Origin of the sequence: Facklamia sp. P13055 (assembly GCF_050409445.1) — a bacterium.
Taxonomy (GTDB): domain Bacteria; phylum Bacillota; class Bacilli; order Lactobacillales; family Aerococcaceae; genus Facklamia.
The window spans coordinates 1-10844 of record NZ_JBNUPL010000032.1; the positions used below are offsets into that span (position 1 = coordinate 1).

General features: G+C 35.2%; 13 protein-coding genes and 1 pseudogene. 12 read left to right on the forward strand and 2 right to left on the reverse strand.

Annotated features, from left to right (window positions below):
• Nucleotides 1-345: 345 nt before the first annotated feature.
• Complete coding sequence (locus ACQV2O_RS08045; RefSeq protein ID WP_428874243.1) at nucleotides 346-510, reverse strand: hypothetical protein; 165 nt, start codon at nucleotides 508-510, stop codon at nucleotides 346-348.
• Nucleotides 511-793: 283 nt separating this feature from the next.
• Here ACQV2O_RS08045 and ACQV2O_RS08050 point away from each other — a divergent pair, with 283 nt between their 5' ends.
• The 8 genes from ACQV2O_RS08050 (at nucleotide 794) to ACQV2O_RS08085 (ending at nucleotide 8859) form a co-directional block, all read left to right on the forward strand.
• The gene (locus ACQV2O_RS08050) at nucleotides 794-1366 is read left to right on the forward strand and encodes a TetR/AcrR family transcriptional regulator (RefSeq protein WP_428875506.1); all 573 of its coding nucleotides are present in this window, start codon (nucleotides 794-796) and stop codon (nucleotides 1364-1366) included.
• A gap of 33 nt (nucleotides 1367-1399) precedes the next feature.
• Entirely contained in the window at nucleotides 1400-1864 is a 465-nt protein-coding gene (locus tag ACQV2O_RS08055; RefSeq protein ID WP_428874241.1) for a hypothetical protein, read from the forward strand.
• Between the two features lie 11 nt (nucleotides 1865-1875).
• A complete protein-coding gene (locus tag ACQV2O_RS08060) occupies nucleotides 1876-3069 on the forward strand; it encodes an iron-containing alcohol dehydrogenase (protein WP_428875507.1) in 1194 nt (397 codons plus the stop codon).
• A gap of 17 nt (nucleotides 3070-3086) precedes the next feature.
• The gene (locus ACQV2O_RS08065; RefSeq protein ID WP_428874239.1) at nucleotides 3087-4457 is read left to right on the forward strand and encodes an aldehyde dehydrogenase; all 1371 of its coding nucleotides are present in this window, start codon (nucleotides 3087-3089) and stop codon (nucleotides 4455-4457) included.
• A 555-nt stretch (nucleotides 4458-5012) separates the two neighbouring features.
• Nucleotides 5013-5516, forward strand: a complete 504-nt coding sequence (locus tag ACQV2O_RS08070) for a GNAT family N-acetyltransferase (RefSeq protein ID WP_428875509.1) — start codon at nucleotides 5013-5015, stop codon at nucleotides 5514-5516.
• Between the two features lie 121 nt (nucleotides 5517-5637).
• Nucleotides 5638-6117, forward strand: a complete 480-nt coding sequence (locus ACQV2O_RS08075; protein WP_428874237.1) for a cupin domain-containing protein — start codon at nucleotides 5638-5640, stop codon at nucleotides 6115-6117.
• 608 nt (nucleotides 6118-6725) lie between these two features.
• Nucleotides 6726-8057 (forward strand): sodium-dependent transporter, encoded by a 1332-nt coding sequence (locus ACQV2O_RS08080; protein ID WP_428875510.1) that lies wholly within the window; start codon nucleotides 6726-6728, stop codon nucleotides 8055-8057.
• A gap of 478 nt (nucleotides 8058-8535) precedes the next feature.
• Complete coding sequence (locus ACQV2O_RS08085) at nucleotides 8536-8859, forward strand: hypothetical protein (RefSeq protein WP_428875511.1); 324 nt, start codon at nucleotides 8536-8538, stop codon at nucleotides 8857-8859.
• A gap of 32 nt (nucleotides 8860-8891) precedes the next feature.
• On the opposite strand, the pseudogene ACQV2O_RS08090 reads toward ACQV2O_RS08085, so the two are convergent.
• Nucleotides 8892-9127: pseudogene (locus ACQV2O_RS08090) on the reverse strand (transposase); the annotation flags it as partial.
• Nucleotides 9128-9285: 158 nt separating this feature from the next.
• Here ACQV2O_RS08090 and ACQV2O_RS08095 point away from each other — a divergent pair.
• The 4 genes from ACQV2O_RS08095 to ACQV2O_RS08110 all read left to right on the forward strand — a co-directional run bounded on the left by ACQV2O_RS08095 (nucleotide 9286) and on the right by ACQV2O_RS08110 (nucleotide 10838).
• On the forward strand, nucleotides 9286-9603 hold the full coding sequence (locus tag ACQV2O_RS08095) for a hypothetical protein (RefSeq protein ID WP_428875512.1): 318 nt from the start codon (nucleotides 9286-9288) through the stop codon (nucleotides 9601-9603).
• A gap of 57 nt (nucleotides 9604-9660) precedes the next feature.
• Nucleotides 9661-9960: a type II toxin-antitoxin system RelB/DinJ family antitoxin gene (locus tag ACQV2O_RS08100; RefSeq protein WP_428875514.1), complete on the forward strand. Its 300-nt coding sequence runs from the start codon at nucleotides 9661-9663 to the stop codon at nucleotides 9958-9960.
• Nucleotides 9957-10271, forward strand: a complete 315-nt coding sequence (locus tag ACQV2O_RS08105; RefSeq protein ID WP_428875515.1) for a type II toxin-antitoxin system RelE/ParE family toxin — start codon at nucleotides 9957-9959, stop codon at nucleotides 10269-10271. Before ACQV2O_RS08100 ends, ACQV2O_RS08105 begins: the two co-directional genes overlap by 4 nt.
• Before the next feature lie 426 nt (nucleotides 10272-10697).
• Nucleotides 10698-10838, forward strand: a complete 141-nt coding sequence (locus tag ACQV2O_RS08110) for a hypothetical protein (protein WP_428875516.1) — start codon at nucleotides 10698-10700, stop codon at nucleotides 10836-10838.
• The last annotated feature ends 6 nt before the right edge of the window (nucleotides 10839-10844 follow it).

Below are 10844 nucleotides of genomic sequence, written 5' to 3' on the forward strand. Positions count from 1 at the left end.
AAAGTAAAAAATAGAGTTGAGGCCTTCGGCCATCAACCCTATAAATTATAGAACCTCTTTTTTGTATGGTAGTGAATATAGGGCAGTGTCAAATAAATTGTGTAAGCTAATGTAAGATTAAGTAAAAAACTTCTAACTAGATAATATTATAGGCATTATACGTCATCCCCTATAGGGGATGAATTTTTTTGCTTTGACCTTTTCCTTGTATTTCATCTAGCATTTTACTTAGTTCCTACTGTGCTTGACCAAATCCCTTATGGATTCTAGAAGAAAACTTCGTATTTAATTTTGAAACATAGGTATATAGATACTTTTCTAAAGATCTCTCATGGAGATTGTTCCTTAACCATTGCAGCCTTTGACTTCCGATTTTTCGTAATTAAGAAAGACTGTCCTTTCGCATACAGGTAATAAGTTAATCGCTTCTTCTAAGTTTTGACGAAATAGGTCTTGAACAGATTTATCTTCTGCTAGTGCTGTGAATAATTTTGTGCTAACGACTTCCATAAGGGACCTCCTGTGTGATTGCTTATTTGATTTTACAATCTTACATAAGAGAGGTCTCTTTTCTACAAAGATTCGGAGCTTACACAAAATATTTTACGCTCTGAAGAAAAGCGTAATTATCTATATTAGAAGGTTATTATATTGTGGGATCTCTCCCTTTTAATAACTTCTTTTTTCTTAATCATAGTAGCTTTAAAATAAGCATATTTGACACTAAAAGCTGGTTGAATTAAACTTAAACTAATTAATCGGTCAGTCGACCGAACGGGAAATGGGTGGATAAATGACAAAAATATCTATTAGTGATGGGAACTCTAATCAAGATATGCGATCTTATATACTTGAGATTGCATCAGTTTTAATTAGTGAATTAGGCATTGAAGAAACAACTTTGCGTAAAATTGCTGAAGCAGCGGGTATTAGTAAAGGAACGCTTTATTATTATTATCCTGCCAAACAAGCGATCATTTATGAATTGGCAGAAAAAAATTTAGAAATGATAACAGAAGACTTACTTTTATTCATTGAAGAGTCTGATGAGGAGATTGATGCAGAAGAAATATTGAAGACTTTATTTAATAAAATTATCTATGCGGATACTAGAGGCTCCTTACATCTTTATCTTTTAAGCGATGCGATTACTAATAATCAATCCTTGGCTAAAAAGTTTGAAACACGCTATCAGTCCTGGCGAGAGACCATTCGAAAAAGTTTAATAAAAGGATTAAAGCGACAGGGAAGAGATTATCACGCCCTCTCTTATCTTATTTTAGCTTTGTTAGATGGCTTAATTATTCAACAGAAATTTGCTACGGAAGAAATACCTGTGAATCAGATTGTTAAATTGCTTATTTAATTAAGCAAAATTTATAAAAGGCGGTTGCATGTTATGAAAAAATTAATGGTAGAAATTGGTTTAAAATTTTTAGTAAGAGGATTAATAGCTGCTGCTAAAGTAGAGCCTGCAATTCAGAAAGAGTTAGGACACTATGCGGATGGATTCTTGTTTGAATTGACAGTTTTAAACACTAGTACAAAAGTATTCTTTGAAAAAAGAAATGATGGCTTTAATTATTTAGGAAAGCATGTGGATGCCCCAGCTGATCTGTCGATTATTTTTAAAAGTTATCGGGCTGCACAAATGTTAATTCTTGGTCAAATAGGTCTGCACCAGGGCTATGCTCAACATCGTTTTATTGTTAAAGGTGATTTCCTAAAAGCTATGCCTCTCGTTCGAATTTTATATTATGTAGAAGCTTATCTTTTCCCAAATTTTATTAGCAAAAATATTTTAAAAGAACAACCAGTGCTTTCAGCCAGCAAAGGCAAAGCCTACTTTCATTTAGTGTTTTAAGGAGGATTAGTATGAAAATACCAGAATATTATGAATTTATGAATTCAGTCAAGATTTTATCTGGCAAAGGCGCTTTAGAAAACATCCCATTTGAATTATTGAATTTAGAGGCCCAGAGGCCTTTGATTTTAACAGATGAGTCATTGATAAAGCATGGACAAGTGCAAATTATTACAGAGGCTTTAGAAGATGCCAATATTGAAATCGCTGCTATCTTCAAAGAGATTCCACAAGACTCATCATTAAATGTGGTCCAGGAAATCAGTGACGTCTATCAAACACATCAATGTGATAGTATCATCGCTATTGGCGGTGGATCAGTTATTGATACTGCTAAAGGAGTAAATGTTTTAGTTTCTAAAAAAGTCAAAGACTTAAATGAACTCATGGGGTTAGAGCTAGTCGGTGGTAAGTTAAATCCTTTGATAGTCGTGCCAAGTACTGCAGGCACAGGCTCGGAGGCAACCTTAGTCTCAGTGATTGCGGACACGAGCCGTAAGGTAAAGTTGGAGTTTATTTCATACAGTCTTTTACCAGATGTGGCTGTTTTAGATTATCGAATGACAGCGTCACTTCCAGCGAAAATAACTGCATCAACTGGAATCGATGCCTTAACACACAGTATTGAGGCCTTAACGGGTTGTCAAAAAAATCCACTTAGCTCTGCTTATTCCTTAGCTGCCATAGAATTAATTGGGAAGCACCTTAAAGAAGCGGTCCAAAATGGTAAAAATAAAGAAGCTCGCATAGCCATGGCGAATGCGTCCTTAATGGCAGGTATATCCTTTTCTAACTCAATGGTAGGCATTGTTCATGCGATAGGCCACGCTTGTGGATCAATCAGTAAAATTGCCCATGGAGATGCGATGGCGATTTTACTTCCATATGCTATGGAAATGAATTTAAAGCATTCACAATCTTGTAAAGAGGAGTATGCTAGAATTTTATTGGCTTTCTCTGGACCAGAAGTATACAGCCAGACACCCAAAGATCAAAGAGCCGCTCGTACAATAAATGCTATCAGAGATTTACTTAATGAATTGCATAAAATAGCGGGTTTACCGACCCGTTTGCGAGATGTCGATGTTAAAAAAGAGGATTTTAAACAGATTGCCAAGACAGCCATGAATGATGGGGCTACAATTGTGAACCCAGTGCAAGTTACTACTGAACGGATTATGGATATTTTAGAAGCAGCTTATTAAGAAGGAGCATGATAAAAATGGAAGAGACAAGTGGTGTATTAGAAAAACAAAAAGAATATTTTGCAAGTGGAGAGACCAAAGCAATTGATTTTCGAATTGCTAAGCTGAAAAAATTGTATCAAGCGATTGAAGACTATGAGCTTGAAATATTAGAAGCCTTAAGAAGTGATTTAAATAAAGCAGGATTTGAAGGCTATGTTAGTGAGATTGGATTGGTTTTAGAAGAGATCACTTATATGTTAAAAAACATGAAGAGATTACTCAAACCTAAGCGTGTACGAACACCAATCTCTCAGTTTCCATCAGTCAGTCGTGTCTATAAAGAGCCTTATGGGCAGGTGTTGATTATTGCCCCTTGGAATTATCCATTTTTGCTGACTTTATCGCCACTTGTTGGTGCCTTAGCGGCCGGAAATACTGCTGTTATCAAACCCTCTGAATTTGCACCGGCTACGTCTGCTATTATTAAAAAAATGATCGCAGATACCTTTGATCCGGCTTATGTGACGGTGGTGGAAGGGGCTGTTGAAGTTAATCAGTCTTTGTTAAGTAAAGATTTTGACTTAATTTTTTTCACAGGAAGCAAACAGGTGGGGAAAATTGTAATGGAAAAAGCAGCTCAGCATTTGACGCCAGTCGTCTTAGAATTAGGTGGGAAAAGTCCAGCCATTGTTGACAAATCAGCCGATATAAAAATAGCTGCTAAGCGAATTGCTTGGGGCAAAGCTTTAAATGCAGGACAAACCTGTGTGGCTCCAGATTATTTACTTGTTCAAGAAGATGTGAAAGAAAAACTAACAGAGGAATTAATGAAGACTCTGGAAGGTTTTTTTGGCAAGCACGCAGAAACCAATCCTGAATATCCCAAAATAATCAGTGATAGGCATTATCAGCGATTACTTAATCTGCTAGAGACAGGCAAAGTGATTTACGGGGGTCAAAAAAATGATGAAACACACCAAATAAATATCACATTAATGGAGGATGTTTCTTGGAAAGATCCAATTATGCAAGAAGAGATATTTGGTCCGATATTACCCATAATCACCTATAAGACTATAGATGAAGCGATGGATCATATTAAGGCACGTCCAAAGCCTTTAGCTTTGTATTTATTTACAAAAGAGAAAGATATTGAGCGAAAGGTTTTAACGGAGGTTTCCTTCGGAGGGGGAGCAATAAATGAGACAGTAACCCACCTAGCGACTCCTTATATGGGCTTTGGTGGAGTGGGAGAAAGCGGAATGGGCAGCTATAATGGCAAAAACAGCATTGACACCTTTTCTCATAGTAAAAGCATCTTGAAAAAAAGTAATTGGCTTGATCTTCCTTTCCGTTATCCACCTTATAAGACAAGTATAAAATGGATCAAAAAGATTATGAAATGAGATGTTTTTTAGCTAGCAATAAGCAGTTGACTAGCAAGTAAATGTTCAGCATACTTTAAGTTTTGTTTAAACAGAAACTAGTATAAGAAATCGATAAAATTAATAATATAAAGATCTTTATAGGAGAGATGCCCCCAAAGATAGAGCTATCAAACTCACTTTTGGGGGTTATATTAGAGTAGCTGATTATTTTAATAGCAATAAATTAAATGCAAGTAGCCTTTTAAGGAAGTATAAAGACCTAGCATTGAATGGGCTCACTAAAAAAACTATAGCTCTTCATGAGTGGAACCTAAGACTAAAACAGCTCGATCAGGACAGTGTTTTATTTGCTAACTTAAAATAGATGTTGACTAAGTAAAGTATAAACTAATAGCTATGACAAAGTTTTTTAACTTCTAGAAGATTGCCTAAAGATTTAGCTTATGGAAATCACTATTTTTATTTAAGGAAGAATTTGTTTTATGGTTTGATAGCCTATGAAAAGTTTTGTAAACTTTGCTATGCTTGTAATAATACGAAAAAAATAGTTACGAAATTGACGGAGGATTTATAGTGGAAAATTTTACTGCAATCTGGAATATCTATGAAAGCTCTTTTCCTGAAGATGAAAAAAGAAGTTTAAACTTACAATTAGAAATATTGAAAAATCCTAATTATCAAATGAAAGCCTTAGAAGATGACGGTAGAGTAGTAGGTTTTATATCTTTTTGGGACATTGGAGAATATGTATTTATTGAACATTTTGCCATAGATGACAGTTTCCGAGGTAGAAATTATGGCAGTAAATTTTTGAATACTTTCTTAAATGAAGCTGATAAAAAAATAGTCTTAGAGGTAGAAAAGCCTGAAGACAATATCACTAAACGAAGAATAAGTTTTTATCAGCGTTTAGATTTTAAGTTGAATGCTTATGACTACACGCAACCTCCATTAGAAGAAGGGAAAAATGCGATTCCGCTTTTATTGATGACTTATCCAGAAGCAATGGATCAAGAGCAATTCAATAAGGTTAAAGAAGCTTTGTATCGGGTCGTTTATGCGAATGAGATTAAGTAATCCGGTAAGATGCTAGCAAAATCGAGAAAGTTTACTAATTACAAGGCTGCTTAAAGTGAATAAGAATTTTAGACCTTTACACTCCCTATGCTAAAATAGTATAAAATGTTAGGAGATTATTATGAATCAATCAATGGAAGAATGGATAAAAGCTTTGGATATGGAAGCTCATCCGGAAGGTGGCTATTATTGCGAAGTTGAAAGATCACAAGACAAACTAAAAATAAATGGGAAAGAACGTTCTCTGTTCACTAGTATCTATTTTCTATTGGAAAAAGAAAACCCCTCACATTTTCATCGTTTAACTGCTGATGAAATATGGTACTATCATTACGGACAGCCATTGACCGTGCATATGATTTCTCCAGATGGCGATTATACAAATGTTACTTTAGGACTAGCTGTTGCGCAAGGTCAAGTACTACAATATCGTGTTCCTAAAGGGACAATCTTTGGCTCAACCGTTGAAGATGGGTTTTCGCTCGTATCGTGTATGGTTTCACCAGGATTTGAGTTTGAGGATTTTGAGTTGTTTCGTTACCATGAACTGATCGAACAGTACCCAGAGTATGAAGAAATGATCCAATTATTGAGTAAATAATAAAAATGGAAGAAGCAGAGTGTTTCTTCCATTTTTTTTGGTAGTAAAGCTTATCTATTGGAATCAGCATCTATCCAAGGGTTTTTACTATAGACCTTTATCTTTTGAAGGGTAGATTGTTGTTTTTTATTGATGAAGATGCTGCTGAATGACTTTCAGTTCCCTCACGTTCGGCGCTGATTGGTTTAAAGGAGCATTCTCCATTTTCAATTATTGATTTTCTTTACCTAAGAGATCAGCTGGGTAAAATAATTTCTCATTTGACTTTCTGTCAAGCCTATTAGATAATTAAATAAATAAAAAAAGAGAAAGGAAATCACACAAATGAAATTCACCATTCATTCATGGCAGGCTTGGCATAGTTGAGTGGTCTAACTTCTGAAGTAAGAAGGCTAGGCTCACTTTATTTTTCATGTATAAATGGAGCCTATGCCAGTGTGATTTTTAATAGCTAGTTGTTTAAAAGACACTGCATAGATCAATTTAAAATTGATGACGCAGTGTCTTTTTGTGTCTTTATATTGATATGAGCTCCATTTCCGCTGAAAAATAGGGTTAAAGGATTAGCTAGTAGCATTTCTAAACAAAGGAAACGAGGAGTGAAAAAATTGAAAGACAAAAAAATAATAGGAGAAAGAGATGGTTTTCAAAGTAGGCTAGGTTTTATTCTAGCATCAGTGGGTTCAGCGGTAGGGATGGGAAATATATGGTTATTCCCTTATCGTGTCGGTCAATTTGGAGGAGCGGCTTTTTTAATCCCCTATATTCTTTTTGTGATTGTCATTGGTTTTACGGGAGTAATTGGTGAGATCGCGTTGGGAAGAGCGATGAAAGCAGGTCCTCTGGCTGCCTTTAAGAAGGCAATGGCTAAAAGAGGCAAGCCGTATGGCGAATGGCTTGGCTTAATTCCCACCATCGGGTCTTTAGGGATCGCGATCGGCTACTCGGTTGTCATTGGCTGGATTTTAAGGTTCACCTTTGGGGCAATCTCAGGTTCGATGATTCAAGCGGCAGATAGTTCCGCTTATTTTGAAAAGATTGCTGGGAATTTTGGAAGTATTGGCTGGCATCTAGCTGCACTCATCCTAACTTTTGGGATTATGCGAGTGGGCATTTCAAAGGGGATTGAAAGAATAAATAAAGTGCTCATGCCCGGATTTTTTATAATGTTCCTGCTTTTAAGTATTCGCGTGATCTTCTTACCGGGAGCAAGTCTAGGGTATGCCTATTTGTTTCAACCTGAATGGGAAGCGCTAAAAAATCCACAAACATGGGTCTATGCATTAGGCCAAGCTTTCTTCTCCTTGTCCTTAGCTGGTTCGGGAACATTGGTGTATGGGAGTTATTTAAGTGAAAAGGAAGATGTGGTTACTTCTGCGACCTATATTGCAGTAAGTGATTTAATAGCAGCTATATTGGCTGCTCTCGTTGTTATTCCATCTGTGTTTGCTTTTAATATGGACCCAACCGCGGGCCCTCCTTTGATCTTTATCACCATGCCAGCGATTTTTAAACAAATGCCAGCCGGTAACTTATTTGCCATTCTTTTCTTTATTGCAGTACTGTTTGCAGGGATTAGCTCCTTGATCAATTTATTTGAAGCTCCAATCGAAGCGCTTCAAGAAAAGTTCCATTTTTCAAGAGCAAAAGCGGTAGGAATCGTAGCGAGTATAGCGATAGCCATCGGAATATTTGTTGAAAATGGCGCTATTTTAGAAAGTTGGATGGATATTGTGAGTATCTATGTGATTCCATTAGGCGCTTTGTTGGCTGGAATTATGTTTTATTGGGTATGTGGACCGGACTTTGCTAGAAAGCAAGTACAATTGGGCTACAATAAGACTCTGGGGCCATGGTTTGAGCCAATGGGCAGATATGTCTTTGTAGGGTTGACGATTTTGGTATATATTATGGGAATATTTTATGGTGGGATCGGTTAAATCGTTTAGTGCATTCAGATGGTTGCTAATATGGATAATCCTATAATTTAAAAAAAGACATAGAAGCATTAAATTTAAGCTAAACGACTATCCTTAGTCTAAGATTATTAATGTTGAGCTAACAGAGTTGAGTCAATCTCTTAGTCATTTTAAGTTCAAACAATTAATCACTGTCAAAGTTTTGGGTAGTATTAAATTGTTTTGTATAAAGAAATATCAATGGATTATTTGGTATTTTGTTGAAGTAGAATAGGTAAAATAATTGCAGAATAATCAAATAGTGTTCTATTTATGAGCTGATGGCTAGGAGTCTTGTTATAATGATGATAATAGCCAATAATTAGGAGAGTGACCGGTTTTCAAGCATTCTATTTTAAAATTAAACGATTGGTTGGTGGGCTGTTAGAGTGAATATTGAATAAGATTGCTCTTATAAAGTAAAGAAGTAAAAAAATGTGAATTTGTGAAGGAGTTGGAAATGGAAAAAGTTAGAAAAATGCTGGTATATTTGATCGTAATAGCTTTTGCCTTTTATCTATTGCCATTTTTCATTAAAAATACAGGAAGTGGGATGTTGGTTTTACTATTGGCTGTCCCAATGACATGTTTTATATCATCGCTAATCTATGGAATGAAGCACTCATTTAACTGGATTTTTCCAATGCTTGTTGTCTTGCTATTTATTCCTACCCTATTTATTTTTTATAATGAGAGTGCAAGTATTTATTCTTTAATCTATGGCGTTATTTCAGTGCTTGGAAGTTTTTTGGGAAGTTTACTTTATAAGAAAAAGAAGTTTTAAAAGGAAATTCCAGTCTGTAGTTGTTAACACCCTTTTAAATCAAGTGTTCCTACACAAGTGGTAAACTCTCGCTCATAATAGCCGTTTTTTGATTTTGACGACTTTTTAAACGTTCATACTCATCGGCTTGAATATATTCTGTTCGTTGGTTTTCCATTAACTGATTAAATACTGTCGTCAAACTATTTTTAGATACCTCCTCTTTTACCGAATAATCAATAATAATTTGAACCACTTCGCTGTGCAGTGTAAAATGTACTTGGGTCATGTAAAGTCCTTTTGGATATGTTTTGGAGTAAAAACATTGTACCGTAAAAAAGACTGTTACATGGCCTTTTATCTTTTATATAATTATATGGACTTTATCCGAATAACTCTAATATCGATATAGGTTCTTTAGAACTCTTTGAGAATATAGCCTATGTCATGGCAAGACATGGGGATAAGACGGTAGAAGACAGTCCAGAGGAATGGTTAGATAATTTTTCTACTTTTTCTATTTATCAAATCCTACCCCAGCTAATAAAATTGTGGGGATTAAATATTAAGACGGAAAAAATACCTAAAAAAGTAAGACCAATGACCACCCCCTTATTTTTATTAAGAGCAGTGGAACGTGGTCTTTCTGTTTTTGATTTAGATATACTCACCATTGGACTTATAACTGATATGGACACAGAAAAAACTAACGATGAGTGGAAAGATAAGCAAGTAGTTACACAGGAGGACTTTGATAAACTTTAAATGTATAGACATAGTGTTGACGTATTTGATATAATTAAGCAAAAGGAGGAGTCAATTATGGCTAAGTCAGCAAACCTAAATATAAGGATGAAACCGGAAATTAAAGAAAGGGCGGAGGAGATACTGAAAACCTTGGGTATACCTCCATCAAATGCAGTGGATATGTTTTATAGGCAGATTATTCTTAATAAAGGCTTACCTTTTGATGTAAAATTACCGGATGCAAAACTTGTTGATATTTTTGACATCTCAAGGGATGAATTAAACAAGATGCTAATGGAAGGGATAAATGATTTAAAAGATGGGAAATATGAAAATGTGGATGAGGCTTTTAAATCAATTTACGATCAATTATGAGCCAATATACTATTGTAGTATCATCTAGAGCCAAAAAAGACATCCTTGAAATATATGAGTATATTTCTGCAAACTTGAATTCTGATTTATCCGCATTAAGGTTAATAAAGAAAATAGAAGAGTCTATAAGAGGGCTTGATGAAATGCCTGAAAGATTTAGAAGGTATAGAGATGAAGACTTAGATAAAGAGAATATAAGAATTTGTCCCGTAAAAAACTATCTTATTTTCTACCGAGTAAATAATGGAGAAAAGTTAGTAGAAATAATCCGTGTTCTGTATTCAAGAAGAAATTACGAAGATATTTTATAAAGCACCTATCAAAAAGGGAGGTGCTTTTTTGATGCCTAAAATTAAAGAGATGATATATTGGCAAATAGAATAAAGAAAATAACGGTAGAAATCGGTGGCGATACGACCAAATTACAGGCTGCATTAAAATAAGTAAATATTGAAATAAGACATACCTAGTCTCAACTTCGTCATGTCAATAAACTCCTTAAGCTTGACTCTGGCAATACTGACCTCATCTCGCAGAAGCATAAACTTTTAAGATAAACCTAAGAAGAAACATAGAAAAAGCTAGATTCTCTAAAAGAGGCACAAAAGCAGGCTGAAGAAGTTCTTGCTGAAGGTAAGATATCTCAAGAACAATACGATGCCCTTAAAAGAGAGATTATTGAAACAGAACAAGCACTTAAATCTTTAGAAAGACAAGGGGCTACTACCAGTCAAACCTTGCAAAACATAGCAATTGCAGGAGAAAAATGGCAAGCTATAGGTCAGTCTATAGAAACTGTTGGGAAACAATTTATGCCAGCAACTCTTGCTGTTTTAAGTCTTGAAGCATTTCACGGTAATGAAGAGCTGACTCTGTAGGATAGA

Coding starts and splice junctions, on each gene's coding strand:
- ACQV2O_RS08075 (WP_428874237.1), top strand. CDS start 5,638: ATGAATCAATCAATGGAAGAATGGATAAAAGCTTTGGATATGGAAGCT.
- ACQV2O_RS08050 (WP_428875506.1), top strand. CDS start 794: ATGACAAAAATATCTATTAGTGATGGGAACTCTAATCAAGATATGCGA.
- ACQV2O_RS08085 (WP_428875511.1), top strand. CDS start 8,536: ATGGAAAAAGTTAGAAAAATGCTGGTATATTTGATCGTAATAGCTTTT.
- ACQV2O_RS08095 (WP_428875512.1), top strand. CDS start 9,286: ATGGCAAGACATGGGGATAAGACGGTAGAAGACAGTCCAGAGGAATGG.
- ACQV2O_RS08055 (WP_428874241.1), top strand. CDS start 1,400: ATGAAAAAATTAATGGTAGAAATTGGTTTAAAATTTTTAGTAAGAGGA.
- ACQV2O_RS08065 (WP_428874239.1), top strand. CDS start 3,087: ATGGAAGAGACAAGTGGTGTATTAGAAAAACAAAAAGAATATTTTGCA.
- ACQV2O_RS08100 (WP_428875514.1), top strand. CDS start 9,661: ATGGCTAAGTCAGCAAACCTAAATATAAGGATGAAACCGGAAATTAAA.
- ACQV2O_RS08045 (WP_428874243.1), bottom strand. CDS start 510: ATGGAAGTCGTTAGCACAAAATTATTCACAGCACTAGCAGAAGATAAA.
- ACQV2O_RS08105 (WP_428875515.1), top strand. CDS start 9,957: ATGAGCCAATATACTATTGTAGTATCATCTAGAGCCAAAAAAGACATC.
- ACQV2O_RS08060 (WP_428875507.1), top strand. CDS start 1,876: ATGAAAATACCAGAATATTATGAATTTATGAATTCAGTCAAGATTTTA.